Origin of the sequence: Brevundimonas sp. PWP3-1b1 (assembly GCF_049896065.1) — a bacterium.
GTDB classification, from domain to species: domain Bacteria; phylum Pseudomonadota; class Alphaproteobacteria; order Caulobacterales; family Caulobacteraceae; genus Brevundimonas; species Brevundimonas intermedia_B.
Genome location: NZ_JAFCTO010000001.1, coordinates 1,181,321 through 1,201,015 on the forward strand (window position 1 = coordinate 1,181,321; position 19,695 = coordinate 1,201,015).

Below are 19,695 nucleotides of genomic sequence, written 5' to 3' on the forward strand. Positions count from 1 at the left end.
GCAGCGGCGACGATACGCGTTCCAGCGGAGGCGGTGCACAAGAGATGGTTAACTGATGGCGGTCTAAGTTTGATTCAACCGAGCCTGTCCCGCGTGGCGGGTTCGCCCCTTGTCTGGAGTTCGGTGCTCAATGGCCCTGAAGCTGTCGCTGAAACCCGGCGAGAAATTCGTCCTGAATGGCGCCGTGGTCCAGAACGGCGACCGCCGCGGCGTGCTGATCCTGCAGAACCGCGCCAGCGTGCTGCGCGAGAAGGACATCATGCAGGCCGAGGACGTCACCACGCCTGGCCGGCGGATCTATTTCCCGATCATGATGATGTATCTGGACGAGAGCGCAGCGGCGAAATTCTATGATGAGCTGGCGCTGCGGATCACCGAATTCATGGGCGCGACGCAGAACCCGGACATCCTGGCCGAATGCGTCTCGGCCTCGCGTCACGTACTGGCGCGCGAATACTACAAGGCCCTGATGTCGGCGCGTAAGATTGTCGAATATGAAGAGAGAGTGCTGAATGTCGCTTCAGGCGTACACAGCGGCGACAGCGAGAGCTGAGAGCCCGCGCGACCTGGAGTACCGACTGTTCGGTCAGGTCACACGCGCTCTGGTTCAGGCCTCCACTGTTGATGCGTCGGACATCGCCACGCGCATTGATGCGCTGGACTGGAACCGGCGCCTATGGTCGACGCTGGCCAGCGACTGCAGCGATCCCGCCAATGCGCTGGCGAACCCTATGCGGGCGCAAATCATTTCGTTGAGCCTGTTCGTCAATCGCCACTCCTCGGCGGTGATGCGGGGCGAGGAGACGTTCCAGGATTTGATCGACATCAATCGGATGATCATGCAGGGGCTGTCAGGCGGAAGGCAGGCGGCCTGACGCGCCGCTTGGTTCACGAAAGCGCGAAGCCTATTGGCGCAAGGCGTTGAGGCGGCTTATGTTTCATCTCCCTGTTCAACAGTCGAAAGGAGGTGATCCAGTGTCTCATTGTCATCAATCGCGAGCGGCGACCGCGACCCTGGCCCTCGGAGAGGGCTTGGTCTGATCCTTTCAGACTCAGTTGCGGCCGGACCGTTAGCGGTCAGGCAATGAAGGGCCGTCGGGGAAACCCGGCGGCCCTTTTGTTTGGGCTAGTGGAAAAGGCGCCCGAACCAGCCGGCGACGTGTTCGCCGACCTCGACGACGGTCGCCCAGATCAGGAAAAGATAAAGCGCGCTGGCGGCCGTCGCCAGAATGCCCAAAAGGATCGCGAAGCCGTCGCGCTGCATCATGCCCAGGGCGAACAGGACCAAGGCGATGCCGGGCAGGGCGTCTCCGAACGGGATGGGCAGGGCCATGATCAGCGCCAGCACGACGCAGACCAGGCCGGTGAAGGTGTCGGCGACATCGCCCGTCAGCAGCGGCAGGCGCGGTCTTGTCAGCCTTTCGATGGCGCGCACCAGTTTCAGGACGCTGGCGCCCTTTGGCCGCCGACGCACGGCGCGCCGGATGCCGTCGGCGAAGATGTAGCGGCGGTGCGCGATGCGAATTCTGGACGACAGGATCCAGCGACGCAGCCAGGCTGGGGCGGCGAAGGGCGTGGCGATCAGGGCATTGTAGGCGGTACGCGAGACCGAGGCCTTCAACATCCAGCGCGGTAGCCAGACGCTCCGTCTCTGGAAAGCCAGTTCCAGCGACATCAGGATGATCGGCACGGCGAAGACCGCCTTGCCGCCGGGAGGCCAGGGCAACAGCGCCAGCAGCGACAGAATCAGGATCATGGCCCCGAAGCCGCGCTCGCCGAAGGACGCGACCAGTTCGGCCATGGTCAGCTTGGGTTCTGGGGCGTGGCCAAGATCTTCGAGGACGTCGGAAAACCGCCGCAGGTCGTCGTTCGGAGGCGGTTGGGCGGGCATCAGACAGGGCGCTCGGCTGGGGATTGCGCCCATCTAGGCGGTCGGCGCGTGGATCGCCACTTACAGAACGAAAAGGCGATCAGATAGTTCGCCTGTGTCTCAGTCCTGCACGTGGTCCGGCTTGCCCTTACGCTTGGTGGCGGCAAGCTCTTCGAGCTGAGTTTCAGTCATGGACGCGGCCATGGATTTGGACGGGCCCTTCAGCTTCGACTTCGGCGTCTCGCCGCGCTTGGCCGACAGGGCGGCGCCGGCGGCCTTTTGCTGAGCTGCGGATTTGGCGGGCATGGGATGTCTCCTTCCGCCTCAAGAAACCGTCAGCTTCCCAGCAGTTCCCGCCCGATCAGGAAGCGACGGATTTCATTGGTGCCGGCGCCGATATCATACAGCTTGGCGTCACGGACCAGCCGTTCGACCGGCCATTCCTTGGTGTAGCCGGCGCCGCCCAGGGCTTGGACGGCCTCCAGCGACACCTTCACCGCGTTCTCGGACGCTAGCAGGATCGCGCCTGCCGCATCGTAGCGGGTGGTCTTGCCCTGATCGCAGGCGCGGGCGACGGCATAGACATAGGCGCGGGCGCTGTTCAGGGCGACGTACATGTCCGCTACCTTGGCCTGCATCAGCTGGAAGGAGCCGATAGGCTTGCCGAACTGTTTGCGGTCGCGAACGTAGGGCAGGACCACGTCCAACGCGGCCTGCATGATGCCCAGGGGGCCGGCCGCCAAGACCGCACGTTCGTAGTCCAGGCCGCTCATCAGCACGCCGGCGCCGCCGCCCAGCGGGCCCATGATGTTTTCCTCCGGCACTTCGCAGTCCTCGAACACCAGTTCGGCGGTGTCGGAGCCGCGCATGCCCATCTTGTCCAGCTTCTTGGAGACGCTGAACCCCTTCATGCCCTTTTCGATCAGGAAGGCGGTGACGCCGCCATTGCCCTCGCCCGTGCGGGCGTAAACCACCAGGGTCTCGGCGTGGGGGGCGTTGGTGATCCAGAATTTGGTGCCGTTCAGGATGTAGCGGTCGCCCTTCTTGTCGGCGCGGGTGCGCATCGACATGACGTCGGAACCGGACCCGGCCTCGGACATGGCCAGAGAGCCGACATGTTCGCCGCTGATCAGCTTGGGCAGATACTTCTGCTTCTGCTCGGGCCTGCCCCAGCGACGGATCTGATTGACGCAAAGGTTGGAGTGCGCCCCGTAGGCCAGGCCGATCGAGGCCGAGGCGCGCGACACTTCTTCCATCGCCACGACATGTTCGAGATAGCCCAGACCCAGGCCGCCGAACTCTTCCTCGACTGTGATGCCGTGCAGGCCCAGTTCGCCCATCTCGGGCCACAGCTCGCGCTTGAACGCGTTCTTCTCGTCGATCTCGGCCGCCAGAGGGGCCAGGCGATCGGCGGCCCAGCGGGCGGTCGTGTCGCGAATGGCGTCGGCGTTTTCGCCAAGGCCGAATTCCATGGATTGGGGCGCGAAGGGAATGCTCATGCGCTAAGGCGTAGCATTGCGCACGGCCTTTCGCCAAGCGCTGTCAGGTGCGGTCAGCCCGTCCCCAGCGACGATAGAGATTGTAGCCCGACACCCCGACGCAGGCGACGGCGATCAGGGCCAGCACCCAGGCGACGGTTGCCGTGTCGCTGCTGTTCGACACCGACGCGCGGCGAAAGGCCGCCATGGCGACGCCCAGCGACAGCATGCCCAGACCGCCCATGATCAGGAAGGTGGCCGTCTCGCCCCAACCGGGGCGTTTTGCGGCCCGTGCGCGGGCGAGGACTTCGCGCGTGCTAAGCGACTGTTCGACGGGTGTCGCGTCCGGTTCGGAGGTCGGTGCGTCTTCGGCATCGACGGGCGCAACGGCTTCCGGCTCCGAAAGGCCTGGCGCGGTCAGGACGACGCTGGCTTTCTCGGCGCTAGTGAACTCTGCCTTCGAGGCGAGGGGCTCGGCTTCGAGCGGGGCCTGCAGGTCATTGGCGGCGATGGGACCGACGGCTGTGGCGGGATAAATGGAATGGGGCTGAGGCGCAGCCGGGGCGGCGGTTTCGTCGTGAGCGGGGAAGGGGGCGACGGCGTCATCCAGCGCGCCCTCGACGGCGGCAAGGGTCGGCTGGGGCGTCTCGAAAGGAGACGGTAGAGGGGCGGCCAGCAGGTCCGCCAGGGTCACGGGCGCGCCGGGCGCGGCGTTGAACAGCGCATGTTCGGCCGAGCGTCTGCGCGTCGGCTTTTGGGCGGCGGCGTCATCCGCCCATTCGGACAGGGCCAAGGCAGCCTGGCGAGGGGCGCCGGCGTTCAACTGCTCGACCACGTCGGACGAGGCGAACCGATCGGCGCCGATGGAGAAGGCGAAACTGGCCAGGGCGTCGAACTGGTGCTGGTTCAGGGGCGCGCGAACATGATCGGCCACAGCCTTCACGACCGGGATCAGGTCGTATTGCATCAGCAGTTCGGCGTCCTGTTCGGACACCGTGGCGCCCTCGCGGGCCGAATGGGTGTGGCCGTAACCGATCACCCATCGGCCGTCGCCGCGCTGCATGGCGCGAGGACGGAAGCCTTCGAAGCTCTTGATCAGCAGGACGCCCTCGCGGGACACCTTGCTTGGTTTGGGGAGGACGTCAGACACAGTTGACCCAATTGGAAACAGGCGCGCGGCGCTCGCACGATCATCAGCAAGGCCCGCGCCGGATCGGCGTGGATGATGTCTAGAGCAGCACCAGTGTGGCCAGACCAAGGAAGATCAGGAAGCCGAAGAAGTCGGTGGTCGCCGTGACGAACACGGCGGACGACACGGCAGGGTCGAACTTCAGCTTCGACAGCGTCAGGGGCGTCAAGACGCCGATGCTGGCGGCGATCAGCAGGTTCAGGATCATGGCGGCGCCGATCACCAGACCGATCTTCCAATCTTCGTCGCGGAACCAGAAACCAGCGGCGATGCCGATCAAGGGCGCCAGAATCATTCCGTTGGCGAGACCCACCGCCATCTCGCGCCAGAAGGTGCGAGGGGCGTTCGAGCTGTTCAGTTCGCGCGTCGCCAGCGCACGCACGGTCACGGTCAGAGCCTGGGTGCCGGCATTGCCGCCGATGGCGGACACGATCGGCATCAGCACGGCCAGGGCGACGATCTGCTGAATCGTGCCTTCGAACAGGCCGATGACGCTGGCGCCAAGGGCCGCCGTCGCCAGATTGATCGCCAGCCACGGCACGCGACCGCGCACGATTTCGGACACGGAAGAGCCGCGGTCCTCGTCGGACACGCCGGCCAGACGCAGGATGTCCTCGCGGTTCTCTTCCTGAATGATGTTGACGATGTCATCGACGGTGATCTGGCCCACCAGCCGCCCGCCGGCGTCAACGACCGGCGCAGAGATCAGGTGATATTTCTCGAAGATATAGGCGACCTCTTCCTGGTCCTGGCCGACGGCGATCACGTTGATCGGCTCCATCAGGTCGGACAGGGCGATGCTGCGCGCGGCGCGCAGCAGTCCGCTGATCGGCACGCCGCCGACCGGCCGGTTCAACGGATCGACCACGTAGATGTCGAAGAACAGCTCCGGCAGATCGTCGCCCTGCTTGCGGATGTGGTCGATGGTGTCGCCCACGCTCCAGAACTGGGGCGCGGCCATCACCTCGCGCTGCATCAGGCGGCCGGCCGACTCCTCGTCATAGCCCAGACTGTTCTCGATCGCGGCGCGATCAACCTCGGGCATGGCGGCCAGGACGCGCTCACGTTGGTCGTCCTCCAGATCCTCGACCACGGCGGCGGCGTCGTCGGAGTCCAGTTCCTGAAGCGCCACGGCGAGGGTGCCGTGCGGCACGCGCTCCAGCACCTCCTCGCGGATGTTGTCGTCCAGCTCGGGCAGGGTCTCGGCCAGCAGTTCCGGCGGCAACCACAACACCACGACGGCGCGGTGTTCCGCCGTCAGAAAGCCCATCAGATCGGCGACGTCGGCCGGGTGCAGGTCTTCCAGCAGCGACCGCAGTCGCACCCCATCGCCGTCGTCGGCGGCGTCCACGACTTTCTCGACGAATTGAGGGGTGAGGACATAGTCCTCGTCCAGGGCGGCGTGGTCTTCGTTATCAGGCGCTTCGGCTGGAGCGAAGGCGGAGTCCGTGGTGTTCACGTGGTCGCCTCCCTTGGTATGTCCAGCCGTAGTTAGCCGATGAATCGCCCTGTTTAGCCAGATGGTGCGGTCGAGAAGACTCGAACTTCCACGGGTTGCCCCACAGCGACCTCAACGCTGCGCGTCTACCAATTCCGCCACGACCGCTCGCATCGGAGCGGCGGCGAATAGACGAAGCCGCTGGAAAAGGAAAGGGCGAATTGATCGGTTCGTGGCGAGCGACGGATGCAAGCCTCAGGCGGACCCGGCCATGAAGTCATAGACGTCGGCCTGGCGTGTGACGGTGATCGCGATTCGGTCGTCGCGGATCTCGATCTCGCCCCGCGCCACGGGATAGTTGTTGGCCAGAATCCAGACCTCGTCGCCCTCTGCGGCGTCCAGTGGAATCACCGCCCCGCGACCCATGCGCAGCAGTTGCGACATCGGCAGCACCGATCGACCCAGAACCACGGAGATTTCGACGTCGACGGCGTTGATTTGGGTCACGTAAAGCTCTCGATCACTGAAAGGCCGTCTCTTGCGCAAACGCCTCGCCGACCACATTGAAGCGTCATGCTTGCTGAGCCGTTAAGCCCGTCCCTTCAGAAACTGCGTCTCGACGACGGGCGGCCCGTCGAATGGGCCGTGTCGCAGGGCTATGTCGACTATGCCGCCGCCGAAGCCTTCATGGAGGCGCGCGTCGCCGCCATCGCGGCCGGGGAGGCGCAGGAGATGGTGTGGCTGCTGGAACATCCGCCGCTCTATACCGCTGGGGTCTCGGCCAAGGACGAGGATCTTCTAGATGCGGGCCGGTTCCCGGTGCACCGGACGGGGCGGGGCGGGCAGTTCACCTATCATGGGCCCGGCCAGCGGGTAGCCTATGTGATGCTGGACCTGAACCGGCGTGGCAAGGACGTGCGGTGTTTCGTGCGTGGGCTGGAACTGTGGCTGATCGGCGCGCTGGACCAGTTCGGCATCGAGGCGGATATCCGGCCCGGACGCGTCGGCGTGTGGGTCGAGCGCAAAGGGGCCGGCTGGTCGCGCGAGGACAAGATCGCCGCCATCGGCGTCAAGGTCCGCAAATGGGTCAGCTTCCACGGCATCAGCCTGAACGTCGAACCGGACCTGAACCATTTCGGCGGCATCGTACCGTGCGGCATTCAGGACCATGGCGTCACCAGTCTGGTCGATCTGGGCGTGCTGGCGACGATGGACGAGGCGGACGAGGCCTTGCGACGCAGCTTCGACCGCATCTTCGGCGCGGCGGCCGAGGCTGTGGCGCCGTTCTGAGCGCGCTGCATCGCCGCAGGGCGTGTGACAATCGGGCGAAATCCTGACCTGCGGGGTTGGCAAGCGCGTGACGCATGGGGTTTAACCTTCATCACGAGCTTGAAATAGAAGGCCGCAGGAAACCTCCATGAACCGCATGATCGCCGCCGCATCGGCCGCCGTTCTGTCGCTGACCGTCGCAGCCGGCGCTGCAGTCGCACAGGATTTTCGCGCCCTGGCGCAACAGGACCTTCAGGCCGCGCATGACGCCCTGGCCGCCAACCATCCCGCCGCCGTGATCCCCGGCGCGCCCAGCGAAGCCTTCCGCACCTGGATCGACGCCGGCCTGGCCGACGCGCAAGGCAAGGTCGGGCGCGTCAACAGCGGCGACAGCCACGCCTATCTGATGCGCTACTACGCCAACGGTTTCCGCGATTCGAACATCGCGATCCGCCCGACCTACGAGGGCCTCGGCCCGTTCTTCGCGACCAGCTGGCCGGGGGTGACCACGGCCTGGCGCAATGGCGAATATGTCGTTTCCTATGTGAAGCCGGGCGTGCGCAACGTGCCGCCGGTCGGCGCGACCTTGGTCAAATGCGGCGACAAGACCGCCGCTCAACTGGCCGAAGAGCGGCTGGACCGTTGGGAAGGCGATCTGACGACCGAGGCCGGTCGCGTCCGCACCGCCCCCTATCTGCTGTGGAACCGCAACAACCCCTTCACCGGCGGCGTGCCGTCGCTGTGCACCTTCAAGGTCGGTCGTCGCGATCGTGACTTCCAGATGCAGCCCCAGCCGGCCGACGCCGCCAGCCTGGAGGCCGCCTATCGCGCCACCATCTATATGCCCGGCGCCAATCCCCTGTCGGTCGAGACGGTCGACGGCCGTCCCTGGATCCACGTCCACACTCTGGCCGACGATGCCGGATGGGACGCCTTCTTCGCCGCCGTCGAGGGCCAGTTGCCCGCCATTCGCGGCGCGCAAGGCCTGGTCATCGATCTGCGCGGCGCCAACGGCGCATCGCTGAACGCCACGGGCAAGGGTTATGGCCTGGCCAACCGCATCTGGACGCCGGAATTCACCGTCAGTCGCCAGCCTGAAGCCGGCTCGATCACCTATCGCGCCACGACGGCCAACCGTCAGTGGTTCGCCGACACCCTGGCGCGGATGCAGGCTGATCCGCGCTTCGTCGCCGAATCCGGTCCGGTGATCGAACAGACTCAAGCCATCGTCGCAGCCTTCGATTCGGCGCTCGCCGCCAATCAGCCGACCTTCACCATGCCGGGACGTCCGTCCGTGGCGGATAGCGGCGCGGCCAACCCGGTCGCGGGTCAGGTGGTGGTCCTGGTCGACAGCGGCTGCACCAGCGGCTGCCTGGATACGCTGGACCTGCTGACCCGCCTGCCGAACGTGCGCCTGGCCGGATCGGTGACAGCCGAGGATTCGATCTTCATCGAGCCCACCGTGCTGCGCCTGCCGTCGAACTATGCCGAGCTGACCTATGGTCACAAGGCCTGGACGACGCGTCAGCGCGGCAACGACGCACCCTTCACCCCGGCGCAGGGCCTGGCCTACACGGGCTCGGCGACCGACGAGACCGCCGTGCGCGCCTGGGTCGGCACGCTGTTCCAGTAAGAAATCGCTGTATCTGGCGGAACAGGGGGCGGGCAGGGGGTGGAACCCCGGCCCGCCCCTTCCCATTTGCAGACCATGACCGATCTCGCCCCAACACACGAAAGCCTGCGCTCGCCCTCCGGCTTCGACCTGACTCCGCCGAACGATGAGGAACGCGCCCGTTTGGAGGCCGACCTTAGCCCCGAGGAGAAACGCGTCCTGCTGTCGCACGGCACCGAGGCGCCCTTCTGCGGCACTCTGCTGGGCGAGAAGCGGGCGGGTGTCTTCTGCTGCCGCGAGTGCGGTCTGCCGCTGTTCAAGAGCGGAACCAAGTTCGAGAGCGGCACGGGGTGGCCCAGCTTCACCCAGCCGGTGGACGACAGCCACGTTCACGAGATTCGCGACACCAGCTACGGAATGATCCGTATCGAGACCCAGTGCGCCCGCTGCGGCAGCCATCAGGGCCACGTCTTCCCCGACGGCCCGCCGCCGACTGGAAATCGCTATTGCATCAACTCGGTCGCGCTCAGTTTCGTCGCCGAAGGCGAGGCTCTGCCCGACCCGCTTCAGCGGGGCGACGGCGTCGCCTGACCTTGGCCTCAATCGCTGTGCTAGGATGATTTCGAACGGAGGCGGCCCATGCTGATTGCAGGTTTCTTGGCGAGTGCGGCTCTTGCCGTGGCGGGCGGTGACCCCGACGGCGTCGTCACGACCGCGCCGTCCAACGCCCCGACCCTGGCCCAGGCCATGGCGGCGGCTCCTCAGGAATCGGTGACCGCTCCCACGGCTCAGGACGCTGCTCCACACGGCCTAACCACCGAACAGCAGATCCAGAACTGGATCAGCTCGCGCACGTCGGGCGCCAGCTTCGACGAAGCCGCCGAGGTCGGTCCGCCGGCGGAGCGCAAGATGCACGGCATGGTCGAGGCCGGAATCGGCACCGGCGGCTATCGCAGCTATGGCGCCGCCGTCTCCTTGCCTGTCGGCGAGAACGGTCGTCTGGACCTAGCCTATCGCGAGGGGCGCAACGAGCCTTGGGGCTACGGCCTACGTGGCCCGGGCTTCTATTCGCCCTACGGCGGCGGCTGGCGTGGTCGAGGCTATGGCGCGGACACCACCACCAAATCGATGTCCATGGGCTTCAGCTGGAGCAAGGACGGCGACGCGGACGCGGGCGATCCCTATCGTCGTGAGCAGTACGGCTACGACTGACGGATTTAGGCCTGCTCTGGAAACTCAAAAAGGCCCGGCGAAAGCCGGGCCTTTTCAGTTCTCAGATGGTGCCGCCGGGGGGAATCGAACCCACGACCTCAGCCTTACCAAGGATGCGCTCTACCACTGAGCTACGGCGGCCCCGACTGAGGAAGCGGCCGTATAGCCAAACCCATCCGGGGAGGGAAGCGCCTTTTTGATCCTCTGAAAGAAAGTTTGGACATGGCCCGTTATCACGGCATCATCCGGCCATGACTCATCCTCCGCATGACGCCGATACGCCTGCCGCCGCCGCTGCGGCGACGCCGCCCGTCGAATCGGGGCCGGAATTCGAGATTGCGCGGGCCAAGGCCGAGAAAGCGATCCGGCTGGCCTCGGCGTTGCGCGCCAACCTGCGTCGTCGCAAGGCCCCGGCGCGGACGCCTGCGACGCCGCGCGACAGCAACTGACGCATCGCAACTGAAAGTCATCGGCTCGCGACCTCGCAGCCCTTTGGCAAGCGCCCAACGGCTTGCTAGAGAACCATCCCCCCGAGGCGTTTCCTTCGGGCGCGCTTAAGGACGTCATGGACAGCATCGCCATTCAGGGCGGCGCCCAGCTTTTCGGGGACATTCCCGTCAGCGGCGCCAAGAACTCCGCCATCAAGCTGATGGCCGCCTCGATCCTGACGGATCAGCCGCTGTTGCTGACCAATATGCCGCGTCTGGCGGACACCCGGTTCCTGGGCCAACTGCTGCGCCAGTTCGGTATCGAAGTGACCGAGCGCGACGGCGCGGACGGGCAGGAGAGCCTGTTCCACGCCAAGGATCTTACCTCGACCTTCGCTCCCTATGATCTGGTTCGCCAGATGCGGGCCTCGTTCAATGTGCTGGGGCCGCTGCTGGCCCGCACTGGCGAGGCCAAGGTGTCGCTGCCCGGCGGTTGCACCATCGGCGCGCGTCCGGTGGACCTGCACCTTCAGGCGCTGACGGCGCTGGGCGCCGAGATCGAGCTGGACGAGGGCTATGTCACTGCTCGCGCGCCCAAGGGGCTGCAAGGAGCCGAGATCGAGTTCCCGTTCGTTTCGGTCGGGGCGACCGAACATGCCCTGCTGGCCGCCGTGCTGGCGCAGGGGACGACCGTGTTGCGCCGCGCGGCGCGCGAACCCGAGATCGGCGACCTGGCCCACTGTCTGACCGCCATGGGTGCCAAGATCGAGGGCATCGACACCGACGTCCTGACCATCACCGGCGTCTCGTCGCTGAACGGCGCGACCTGGTCGGTGATTCCCGACCGGATCGAGATGGGCTCCTACGCCGTCGCCGCCGCCATGGCGGGGGGGGAGGTGCGCCTGACCAAGGCGCGGGCCGAGCTGATCGGCTCGCTGACCGACAAGATGATCGAGGCCGGGGTCGAGGTGTCGCCCACCTCCGACGGGGTGCTGATCAAGCGTGATCCGAAACAGCGGCTGAAGGCCGTGGACATCGAGACCGCCATCTATCCGGGCTTCGCCACTGATTTGCAGGCCCAGTTCATGGCCCTGATGACCACGGCCGAGGGCGTCAGCACGGTGCGCGAGACCATCTTCGAGAACCGTTTCATGCATGTGCCGGAACTGGCCCGGCTGGGGGCGGACATCTCGGTCCATGCCGGCGAGGCGCACGTCAACGGCGTCGAGGTGCTGCACGGCGCCCAGGTGATGGCGACCGATCTGCGGGCCTCAATGTGTCTGGTCATCGCTGGCCTGGTCGCCGAGGGTGAGACGACGGTCGGACGTGTCTATCATCTGGATCGCGGCTTCGAGCGTTTGGAAGAAAAGCTGGGCGCGTGCGGGGCGGACATTCGACGCATAAAAGGAACGGGTGATGAGCACTGAGATCGACGGCGTCATCTCCGAACCCAAGGCGCCGGTCGAGCCGCTGCGCCTGCTGGCCGAGGACGCCGACGATCTTCAGATCATCTCCGCAGCGCTGCAGGACGCCATCCTGCGGCCGGTCGATATCGTGTGGGAAAAGAGTGCGCGCACCCTGACCATCGCCTTCAGCCGCTTCTGCTGGGAATGCGGTGAGACGCGGGTGATGTGCGCCATGCAGTTCGGCGATGTGCTGGCGGTCAAGAGCCGTCGCCTGTCGCGGAGCCCGGACGCCTCGCTGGAGCTTCTAGCGCTTGATTTCATCCCAACGGATTCACCCGGCGGCAAGGTCATCCTGATGTTCGCCGGCGGCGGGGATCTGCGGATCGACGTCGAATGCCTAGACGCCGTGGTCACGGATATTTCAGAGCGGTGGCCCGCGCGGATCGCGCCGACCCACCTCGACGGTCCGGATCTGGACGCCCCCAAACGCGATGAAGGGAATGCGGCATGAGCGGTTCCCACAAGCTGGCTTCGGTCGAACTGGACGCGCTGACCTTGCCCGCCGCAACGGCCGAGATCGAGCACGAGCGCCGGGTCGCCATCTTCGATCTGGTCGAAAAGAACAGCTTCGAGCCCGTGGGCGCCGAAGGTGGACCCTATAAGCTGAAGCTGTCGCTGCAGGACAACCGGCTGGTGTTCGACATCGACGGCGAGAACTTCAACCGCACCTACGCGATCAGCCTCACGCCGCTGAAGAGCGTGATCAAAGACTATCTGCTGATCTGCGACAGCTATTACGAGGCCCTCCGCGGGTCGTCGGCCAGCCAGATCGAATCGGTCGACATGGGCCGGCGTGGTCTGCACAACGAGGGGGCCGACCAGTTGAAGACACGACTGGACGGCAAGATCGTCGTCGATCATGAAACGGCGCGGCGGCTGTTTACGTTACTGTGTGCGCTCTACCGTCGCGGCTGACCTCGACTATCTCTGTATTTTCGGGCATTAGGCCCCTCCATTCCGCCCCTCGCGCCCGCCCGGCGTGGGGTCGAACGCATTTTAATCGGGCGTGAGAGGCCGCATGGCTAAGGAAGAATTACTTGAGTTTCCCGGCACCGTCAGCGAACTGCTGCCGAACGCCACCTTCCGCGTGACGCTTGAGAACGACCACGAGATCATCGCCCACACGGCGGGCAAGATGCGCAAGAACCGCATCCGCGTGCTGGCCGGCGACAAGGTCTTGGTCGAAATGACCCCCTACGACCTGACCAAGGGTCGCATCACCTATCGCTTCAAGTAAGTGAGCGCGGGTCGTCCCGAACTGGTGCTGGCCTCGGCCAGCCCGCGCCGCATCGAACTGCTGGCGCAGGTCGGGATCACGCCCGACCATATCGATCCCGCCGATATCGACGAGACGCCGTTGAAGGGCGAAACGCCGCCGCGTCTCGCCGAGCGTCTGGCGACCTCCAAGGCCCAGGTGGTCGCCGCACGGCGTCCCGACGCCGTGGTCATCGCCGCCGATACGGTCGTGTCGGTTGGCCGCCGCTTCCTGGAGAAGGCCGCGGATGAGGCGGAGGCGATCCGTTTCCTGAAACTGCTGTCCGGCCGCAATCACCGCGTCTTCACCGGCGTGGCGGTGGTGCGTGACGGCAAGCTGTCGTCGCGGGTCAACGAGACTCGCGTGACCTTCAAGCCGCTGTCGGACCATGAGATCGCGACCTATGTCGCCACGGGCGACTGGCGCGGCAAGGCCGGCGGCTATGGCATCCAGGGACCAGCCGGGGCCTTCGTCCAGCGAATCGTCGGCAGCCATCCTTCGGTGATGGGTCTGCCGGTTTATGAGGCCGTCCAGCTGTTGAACGGCGTCGGCTGGCGCGCATGAGCAGCGCGGTCGAGGTCTTCCTCGACGAAACGCCTGGCGAGACGCGTGGCGCGGTCCTGCGCGACGGGCGCTACACCCATCTGCTGATCCATCGCGAAGACGACGCGGCCCAGACGCGGCTCGGCGCGCGGTCGATCGGGCGGGTGACCGAAGTGAATCAGGGCCTGCGCGGCGCCTTCGTCGATATCGGCGCGGCTACCGCTGCCTTCCTGCCCTTTCCCCGCAACGAGCGCCTGAGCCAGGGCGAACGGCTGGAAGTCGTCGTCACCGCTGAGCCTCGGACCGGGAAGGGCGCTGTGGTTCGCCGTCTAGGGCCGGGGGAGGGAACGCCTCGCCTGATTCAGGCCGCGCCCAGTATCGCCGAACAGTTGCGGGAACTCGCGCCCGGCGAGGAATCAATCGTCGGAATCGCCGCCATCGACGCGGTCGTCGAGGCTGAAGAGGACGTTCTGGCGCGGTCGTGCGTCTTCGCGTCACATGGAATCGATCTGGCTATCGAACGCACGCGTGCCCTTGTGGCCGTGGACATCGATTTCGCCTCCATGCCGGGGCGGGATCCGAAACAGGCGAGGGCGGTCGCGAATCGTGAGGGGCTGAGACAGGCGGCGCGGCTGATCGGGCTTCGGAACTGGGCCGGTCTGGTCGTCATTGACTTGGTCGGGGATGGTCAGGACGCCGAGGCGCAGGCCAAGACCGCCAGGACCGCCTTCGCCCATGAACCGCAGGCTGTCTTCGGACCCGTCAGTCGATTCGGCCTGATGCAGGTGTCGCTGCCTTGGCGACGCACGCCGATAGAGGAAGTGTTGCTCGACGCCAGTGGACGCCCCTCGGTCCAGACGCGCGCCGTATCGCTGGTGCGATCTCTGCGGCGTCAGCTCTTGTCCGACACACTATCTCCGCGCATCACTGCACGGTGCGCGCCGGAGGAAGCCGCAATTGCTGGTCCGCTGGCGGCTCGGCTCGGGCCGAGGGCACATGTTCTGGCCGACGTCGCCGTCCCTATCGGGCGCGGCCATATAGAAGAGAGTTGAGCCATGGCGACCTGTCCCATCTGCCGAAAGGCCGACGCCGACCCAAAGTACAAGCCCTTCTGCTCGCGTCGCTGCTCCGAGGTCGATCTGCAGCGCTGGTTCACGGGCGGCTACACCATTCCGGCCGCCCTGGACGAAGGCGCCGAAGATGATGGCGAAAAGGACTGATTGGGCGCTGGACAGGCGGAAAAGCCTCCCCTATAGACCCGCCTCTCGCGACGCCGCGTCGGCGCCTGGATAGCTCAGCTGGTAGAGCAGCGGATTGAAAATCCGCGTGTCGGTGGTTCGAACCCGCCTCCAGGCACCATCACTTTCCCCCATCACATCGTAACGTGTTTGAGGCCTCACCGAAGGCAAGGAAGCCTTGCGTCACACGGTCACGGTGCAGGCTCATGGAGGGAATGGTCTTTGTTTCGACCATTCAGGGATGTTTCCCCCGCGAGACGCTGATTTCCGACAAGCTTGCTCCAAATGACGCCCAATCATCATGAAAACGTCGCGTCACCACGTTCTAATGTGGGGGTCGGATGGAACTTTTCTCCATGTCTCTCGACTGGTTAAAAGCCGCTCTTGTCCCTTGACGCTCCGGTAAGGGTTCGTCAAAGGGTTGAGACGCCTTCCCAAGGAGGCGTTAATACGGATTACAGGAGACGCGTTCTCCCAAGGTTCGATCATCAGAGGCTGGGCGGGCGACCGGACAGTCTCTACCGAAGATTTCAGCGGGCTCGGATCCTCGATAGGACGGGGCGCGTTGAAGGAAACATTTCAGGTTGGGGGGCGGTCGCTGACTATGGCCGCACCTTTGGTTCCACGAGTCAGACCAAGCAGGAACTGGCGAATTATGCTGAACAGCAAAAAGACGAACATCCTTCTCGCCATGGCGGGCGCCGCCGCGCTGATGGCGAGCTCGCCGGTCCTGGCTCAGGCCCCGGCCGAGCCGACCCCGGCTGCCGCACCTGCGGCGACCCCGACGGCCATGGCTCCGGCCGCCGACGCGGCCAACCCCGAATCCATGAACGAAGCCGTTGGCGGCGGTCACGGCGGCGACATCACGCCGATCTCCATGTTCATGGAAGCCACGGTCGTCGTTAAGGTCGTCATGGCCGGACTGATGCTGGCCTCGATCCTCTCGTGGACCCTGCTGCTCATCAAGCTGTTCGAGTTTGGCGCTCTGAACCGCAAGACGGACAACTTCCTCGAAAGCTTCCGCGGCGCCCGCACCATCGCTGACATGCGCGCCGTCTCGACCCAAGAAGAGTTCGACGGCAACCCGCTGGCCGACATGGCCGCCGCGGCCACCGAAGAAGTCGAGCTGTCGCGTCAGGCCGGTCTGTCCGTCACGGGCGATCACCTCGACTCGGCGGTGGGCCGTGCTTCCGCAGCCGTCTCGGCCGTTCAGGCCGGTCTGGCCTTGCGTCTGTCGGGCGGTCAACAGTTCCTGGCTTCGGTCGGTTCGATCGGTCCGTTCGTTGGTCTGTTCGGCACCGTTTACGGCATCATGAACTCCTTCATCGGCATCGCCCAATCCAACACGACCAACCTGGCCGTCGTTGCTCCGGGTATCGCCGAGGCCCTGCTGGCCACCGGTATCGGTCTGTTCGCCGCTATCCCGGCCGTTGTGTTCTACAACTACTTCAACACGCGGATCGCCGCCTACGGCACCCGCGCCGACGGCTTCGCTGCTGAGCTGCTGAACGGCATCTCGCGTCAGCTCGACAAGGGAGCGTAAGACGGATGGCCGCCAAGATTAAATCGGGCGGCGGCGGCAACCAGGTCGAGGCCAATAGCGACATCAACGTCACGCCTTTCGTTGATATCATGTTGGTCTTGCTAATTATCTTCATGGTCGCGGCTCCGCTTGCTTCCGTGTCGGTGCCCGTCGAGTTGCCAATCGCCGTCGCCAAGGCGGCCCCGAACCCGCCCAAGCCGGTCTATATTTCGATCCAGAACGACGGCGACGTCTATGTGGGTGACTTCAGGACCGACGTCGGATCCCTGGGTGAAGATCTGAAAGAACAGATCGGCGCCCGGAACCCGGCGGATGAGCGGATCTTCATTCGGGGCGACCAGAACACCCGTTACGGCGACTTCATGCAGGTCATGAATGCGCTCCAGGATAACGGCTTCTATAGTGTTGCACTGGTCGGCGAAGACCAGGCGACGAGTTAGGGTGCGGAGATAGAATGACAGACGTCGAATATCATCGCAGTCGTTACGACGTACCGAAGGCCAAGGGCTTCATGGGGGTTTCCTACCCCGTGCTGATCGTCTGCCTGCTGGTCGTCACCATCCTGTTCGCTCTGCTGATCTTCTTCTTGCAACAGTCGAAGTTCAAGCTGAAGGAGTTCAACTACGTCGACGAGTCCGTCGAGGTCGAGTTGGTCGAGCCGGTTCCGCCGCCTCCGCCGCCTCCGCCCCCGCCGCCTCCGCCGACGGATACGCCTCCGCCGCCGAAGCTTCAGGTGCGCGTGCCGGCTCCGGTCCCCAACGTCATGCCGCCTCCGCCGGTGAACATCACGCCGACGAAGAAGGAAGATCGCGTCGAATATACGGGCCCGCCCGTCAATATTCCTGGACCGCCGCCTCCGCCCGCCCCTCCGGCTCCGCCGCGCCCGTCGACGATCACGAACGTTCAGTGGTCGCGTCAGCCGCGTCCTACTGCTGATGACTTCCCGGCGCGTGCGCTGGAACGGGAAATCAGCGGTTCGGCTACGGTCGAGTGCACTGCGCGCTCGAACGGCGCACCGGCAAACTGCCGGGTGGTCTCGGAAGAGCCCGCCGGCATGGGCTTCGGCCGCGCCGCCATTCGAGTGGTTCAACGTGGACAACTGTCCCCGCGGACCGTCGATGGTGCGGCTCAGGACGCTACGTTCCGTGTCCGGGTGCCCTTCACCCTCGGGTGATCGCCACGGCAATAGACAAGACGCCCCGGAGAGCAATCTCCGGGGCGTTTTCGTTTGTGCAGCCTGCGTCTGAAATCTCTTGCGAAATGTCATGAAGTCGCTTGATCGCATCCCGCAGGCCCGGTAGAGAACGCGCCTCGCGATGCGCGGGCCGCCTTAGCTCAGTTGGTTAGAGCGCCGGTTTGTGGAACCGGAGGTCCTCAGTTCAAGCCTGAGAGGCGGTACCATCGCAAAGGGCGGACGGGCTTGCAGCCCGCCGCCGCCGCGACCATCTCCTGATCGTCGGCAGGTTCGCCGATCCCCCACATCGACAGGAGAGCGCCATATGAAGACGCGCACACTGGGTCCGAACGGACCCGAGGTTTCGGCCATCGGGCTGGGCTGTATGGGCATGAGCGCCTTCTACGGCGGCGGCGACGAGGCCCAGTCGATCTCGGTCATTCACCGCGCGCTGGACCTGGGCGTCACCCTGTTCGACACGGCCGAGATGTACGGCCCGCACACCAATGAGGTGCTGGTCGGCAAGGCGCTGAAAGATCGGCGCGACGAAGCCTTCATCGCCACCAAGTTCGGCATCAACTACAACGCCGACCGCTCCAAGCTGTTGATCGACGGTAGCCCCGCGAACGTTCGCCGCGCCATCGAAGGCAGCCTGCAGCGGTTGGGCGTCGATCACGTCGATCTCTACTACCTGCACCGCGTCGATCCGGACACGCCGATCGAGGAGACGGTCGGCGCCATGGCCGAACTGGTGACCGAGGGCAAGGTGCGGTTCCTGGGCCTGTCCGAGGCCGCACCGGAGACCCTGCGCAAGGCCCATGCGACCCATCCGATCACGGCGCTCCAGACTGAATACTCGCTGTGGAGCCGCGAGCCGGAGGAAGAGCTGTTCTCGGTCGTGCGCGAGCTGGGCATCGGCTTCGTGCCCTATAGCCCGCTGGGACGCGGCTTCCTGTCGGGGGACATCAGGTCCATCGACGATCTGGCGCCGGACGACTTCCGCCGCAGCAATCCCCGCTTCATGGGCGAGAACTTCCAGAAGAACCTGGACCTGGTCGAGGCGGTGAAGGCGATCGCCGCAGACAAGGGCGTCACCGCCGCCCAGCTGGCGCTGGCCTGGGTGCTGGCGCAGGGCGAGGATCTGGTTCCTATCCCCGGCACCCGACGGGTCGCCACGCTGGAGCAGAACGTCGCCGCAGCAGACATCGCGCTGACGTCGGAAGACCTGTCGCGCATTGAGGCGGTCTTCCCCAAGGGGGCGGCGGTCGGCCACCGCTACGCCGAGGCGGCGCGGGCGGCCCTGAACCGCTGAGACGACGACGGCGTCCATGAAGAGGCCCGGCCGGCGCGATCCGGCCGGGCCTTTGTCCGTCTGGACGTGTGGCCTACTGGATGCGGGTCCAGGTCTGGGTCTTGCACAGGGGAGCGATGATACAGCCGCGCAGACGCAGGCTGTTGTCGTTGGTCATGGTGATGGTGCCGCGATAGGTGCCGCCGTCGGCCGGGTTATAGACCGAGCCGTTACGCCATTCCGTGGGGCCGCCGGTGAAGCCGGTCAGCATGGGCAGGTTGCGCAGGGTGCGGCCGCGCAGATCGGCGTTGCGGTTGTGCTCGTCGCGGGAGTTGGCGTCGGCCCGGATGTGGTTCGAGGTCACCAGCGTGCCGCACAGGGCCTGGCCGCAGCGGGCGATGCGGACCTGACCGCCGTTGGTCGGGGTCTGCCACAGGCCGGTCGGGTCGCCGGCCAGGGCGGGAGAGGCGAGGGCGGTCGCCAGGGCGGCGGCGGCCAGCAGGATCTTGGTCTTCATGGTCGTTCCCTTTGCTTGGATCGGTTCGCCGACCCGTTGAGACGCAGGGTGGTCCGGGTTTCGGTTCAAAACAAGGCTGAACCGATCACCTTATCGCAATGAAAACCGGACCTTAGGGAAGGTTTGCGAGCGGCGTCATGACGAAATGTGCACGACGCCGTCACAATAAAAA

At 65.4% G+C, this 19,695-nt stretch carries 25 protein-coding genes and 4 tRNA genes; 20 read left to right on the forward strand and 9 right to left on the reverse strand.

Annotated elements, in window-relative coordinates:
- Nucleotides 1–130: 130 nt before the first annotated feature.
- Complete coding sequence (gene flbT / locus ACP69V_RS05725) at nucleotides 131–553, forward strand: flagellar biosynthesis repressor FlbT (protein ID WP_135195724.1); 423 nt, start codon at nucleotides 131–133, stop codon at nucleotides 551–553.
- The gene (gene flaF, locus ACP69V_RS05730) at nucleotides 513–875 is read left to right on the forward strand and encodes a flagellar biosynthesis regulator FlaF (protein ID WP_346495507.1); all 363 of its coding nucleotides are present in this window, start codon (nucleotides 513–515) and stop codon (nucleotides 873–875) included. Before flbT ends, flaF begins: the two co-directional genes overlap by 41 nt.
- 251 nt (nucleotides 876–1,126) lie before the next feature.
- Here flaF and ACP69V_RS05735 read toward each other — a convergent pair whose 3' ends face one another.
- The 7 genes from ACP69V_RS05735 to ACP69V_RS05765 all read right to left on the reverse strand — a co-directional run bounded on the left by ACP69V_RS05735 (nucleotide 1,127) and on the right by ACP69V_RS05765 (nucleotide 6,539).
- The gene (locus ACP69V_RS05735; protein WP_426023026.1) at nucleotides 1,127–1,891 is read right to left on the reverse strand and encodes an exopolysaccharide biosynthesis protein; all 765 of its coding nucleotides are present in this window, start codon (nucleotides 1,889–1,891) and stop codon (nucleotides 1,127–1,129) included.
- A 99-nt stretch (nucleotides 1,892–1,990) separates the two neighbouring features.
- Entirely contained in the window at nucleotides 1,991–2,176 is a 186-nt protein-coding gene (locus ACP69V_RS05740) for a DUF3008 family protein (protein ID WP_426023027.1), read from the reverse strand.
- Nucleotides 2,177–2,205: 29 nt separating this feature from the next.
- Entirely contained in the window at nucleotides 2,206–3,369 is a 1,164-nt protein-coding gene (locus tag ACP69V_RS05745; RefSeq protein WP_426023028.1) for an isovaleryl-CoA dehydrogenase, read from the reverse strand.
- Between the two features lie 43 nt (nucleotides 3,370–3,412).
- Nucleotides 3,413–4,498: a glycoside hydrolase family protein gene (locus tag ACP69V_RS05750; RefSeq protein ID WP_426023029.1), complete on the reverse strand. Its 1,086-nt coding sequence runs from the start codon at nucleotides 4,496–4,498 to the stop codon at nucleotides 3,413–3,415.
- Between the two features lie 79 nt (nucleotides 4,499–4,577).
- Nucleotides 4,578–5,996 carry a magnesium transporter gene (gene mgtE / locus ACP69V_RS05755; RefSeq protein WP_409714773.1) on the reverse strand — a complete coding sequence of 473 codons (1,419 nt, stop codon included), beginning with the start codon at nucleotides 5,994–5,996 and terminating at the stop codon, nucleotides 4,578–4,580.
- Between the two features lie 62 nt (nucleotides 5,997–6,058).
- Nucleotides 6,059–6,143, reverse strand: a tRNA-Leu gene (locus ACP69V_RS05760).
- A gap of 87 nt (nucleotides 6,144–6,230) precedes the next feature.
- Nucleotides 6,231–6,539, reverse strand: a complete 309-nt coding sequence (locus ACP69V_RS05765; RefSeq protein WP_135195731.1) for a FliM/FliN family flagellar motor switch protein — start codon at nucleotides 6,537–6,539, stop codon at nucleotides 6,231–6,233.
- A gap of 9 nt (nucleotides 6,540–6,548) precedes the next feature.
- On the opposite strand from ACP69V_RS05765, the gene lipB reads away from it, so the two are divergent.
- The 4 genes from lipB to ACP69V_RS05785 all read left to right on the forward strand — a co-directional run bounded on the left by lipB (nucleotide 6,549) and on the right by ACP69V_RS05785 (nucleotide 10,068).
- Nucleotides 6,549–7,265 (forward strand): lipoyl(octanoyl) transferase LipB, encoded by a 717-nt coding sequence (gene lipB / locus ACP69V_RS05770; RefSeq protein ID WP_426023030.1) that lies wholly within the window; start codon nucleotides 6,549–6,551, stop codon nucleotides 7,263–7,265.
- A 127-nt stretch (nucleotides 7,266–7,392) separates the two neighbouring features.
- Complete coding sequence (locus tag ACP69V_RS05775) at nucleotides 7,393–8,877, forward strand: hypothetical protein (RefSeq protein ID WP_426023031.1); 1,485 nt, start codon at nucleotides 7,393–7,395, stop codon at nucleotides 8,875–8,877.
- Between the two features lie 75 nt (nucleotides 8,878–8,952).
- Nucleotides 8,953–9,447, forward strand: coding sequence for a peptide-methionine (R)-S-oxide reductase MsrB (gene msrB, locus ACP69V_RS05780; RefSeq protein WP_426023032.1), 495 nt, complete (start codon nucleotides 8,953–8,955; stop codon nucleotides 9,445–9,447).
- Between the two features lie 48 nt (nucleotides 9,448–9,495).
- Complete coding sequence (locus ACP69V_RS05785) at nucleotides 9,496–10,068, forward strand: hypothetical protein (protein WP_426023033.1); 573 nt, start codon at nucleotides 9,496–9,498, stop codon at nucleotides 10,066–10,068.
- Nucleotides 10,069–10,134: 66 nt separating this feature from the next.
- Here the strand turns inward: ACP69V_RS05785 and ACP69V_RS05790 are convergent.
- A tRNA-Thr gene (locus ACP69V_RS05790) sits at nucleotides 10,135–10,209 on the reverse strand.
- A gap of 110 nt (nucleotides 10,210–10,319) precedes the next feature.
- On the opposite strand from ACP69V_RS05790, the gene ACP69V_RS05795 reads away from it, so the two are divergent.
- The 14 genes from ACP69V_RS05795 (at nucleotide 10,320) to ACP69V_RS05860 (ending at nucleotide 19,027) form a co-directional block, all read left to right on the forward strand.
- The gene (locus ACP69V_RS05795; protein ID WP_346495474.1) at nucleotides 10,320–10,517 is read left to right on the forward strand and encodes a hypothetical protein; all 198 of its coding nucleotides are present in this window, start codon (nucleotides 10,320–10,322) and stop codon (nucleotides 10,515–10,517) included.
- A gap of 116 nt (nucleotides 10,518–10,633) precedes the next feature.
- A complete protein-coding gene (murA, locus tag ACP69V_RS05800; protein WP_426023034.1) occupies nucleotides 10,634–11,923 on the forward strand; it encodes a UDP-N-acetylglucosamine 1-carboxyvinyltransferase in 1,290 nt (429 codons plus the stop codon).
- The gene (locus ACP69V_RS05805; RefSeq protein ID WP_426023035.1) at nucleotides 11,913–12,413 is read left to right on the forward strand and encodes a DUF2948 family protein; all 501 of its coding nucleotides are present in this window, start codon (nucleotides 11,913–11,915) and stop codon (nucleotides 12,411–12,413) included. The genes murA and ACP69V_RS05805 overlap by 11 nt, the downstream gene beginning before the upstream one ends.
- Nucleotides 12,410–12,877 (forward strand): UPF0262 family protein, encoded by a 468-nt coding sequence (locus ACP69V_RS05810; protein ID WP_426023036.1) that lies wholly within the window; start codon nucleotides 12,410–12,412, stop codon nucleotides 12,875–12,877. The genes ACP69V_RS05805 and ACP69V_RS05810 overlap by 4 nt, the downstream gene beginning before the upstream one ends.
- Nucleotides 12,878–12,980: 103 nt before the next feature.
- Nucleotides 12,981–13,199, forward strand: coding sequence for a translation initiation factor IF-1 (gene infA, locus ACP69V_RS05815; RefSeq protein ID WP_008261544.1), 219 nt, complete (start codon nucleotides 12,981–12,983; stop codon nucleotides 13,197–13,199).
- The gene (locus ACP69V_RS05820) at nucleotides 13,200–13,781 is read left to right on the forward strand and encodes a Maf family protein (RefSeq protein ID WP_426023037.1); all 582 of its coding nucleotides are present in this window, start codon (nucleotides 13,200–13,202) and stop codon (nucleotides 13,779–13,781) included.
- Entirely contained in the window at nucleotides 13,778–14,812 is a 1,035-nt protein-coding gene (locus ACP69V_RS05825) for a ribonuclease E/G (protein ID WP_426023038.1), read from the forward strand. The genes ACP69V_RS05820 and ACP69V_RS05825 overlap by 4 nt, the downstream gene beginning before the upstream one ends.
- Nucleotides 14,813–14,815: 3 nt before the next feature.
- On the forward strand, nucleotides 14,816–14,980 hold the full coding sequence (locus ACP69V_RS05830) for a DNA gyrase inhibitor YacG (protein WP_426023039.1): 165 nt from the start codon (nucleotides 14,816–14,818) through the stop codon (nucleotides 14,978–14,980).
- A 63-nt stretch (nucleotides 14,981–15,043) separates the two neighbouring features.
- Nucleotides 15,044–15,119 (forward strand) — tRNA-Phe (locus ACP69V_RS05835).
- Between the two features lie 534 nt (nucleotides 15,120–15,653).
- Nucleotides 15,654–16,541 (forward strand): MotA/TolQ/ExbB proton channel family protein, encoded by an 888-nt coding sequence (locus ACP69V_RS05840; protein WP_426023040.1) that lies wholly within the window; start codon nucleotides 15,654–15,656, stop codon nucleotides 16,539–16,541.
- Between the two features lie 5 nt (nucleotides 16,542–16,546).
- Nucleotides 16,547–16,981 carry a biopolymer transporter ExbD gene (locus ACP69V_RS05845; RefSeq protein WP_346495467.1) on the forward strand — a complete coding sequence of 145 codons (435 nt, stop codon included), beginning with the start codon at nucleotides 16,547–16,549 and terminating at the stop codon, nucleotides 16,979–16,981.
- A gap of 14 nt (nucleotides 16,982–16,995) precedes the next feature.
- Nucleotides 16,996–17,715 (forward strand): energy transducer TonB, encoded by a 720-nt coding sequence (locus tag ACP69V_RS05850; RefSeq protein WP_426023041.1) that lies wholly within the window; start codon nucleotides 16,996–16,998, stop codon nucleotides 17,713–17,715.
- 150 nt (nucleotides 17,716–17,865) lie between these two features.
- Nucleotides 17,866–17,942 (forward strand) — tRNA-His (locus ACP69V_RS05855).
- 98 nt (nucleotides 17,943–18,040) lie between these two features.
- Nucleotides 18,041–19,027, forward strand: a complete 987-nt coding sequence (locus tag ACP69V_RS05860) for an aldo/keto reductase (RefSeq protein ID WP_426023042.1) — start codon at nucleotides 18,041–18,043, stop codon at nucleotides 19,025–19,027.
- Nucleotides 19,028–19,100: 73 nt separating this feature from the next.
- Here the strand turns inward: ACP69V_RS05860 and ACP69V_RS05865 are convergent, their stop codons facing one another.
- Nucleotides 19,101–19,523: a DUF2147 domain-containing protein gene (locus ACP69V_RS05865; protein WP_426023043.1), complete on the reverse strand. Its 423-nt coding sequence runs from the start codon at nucleotides 19,521–19,523 to the stop codon at nucleotides 19,101–19,103.
- Between the last annotated feature and the right edge of the window lie 172 nt (nucleotides 19,524–19,695).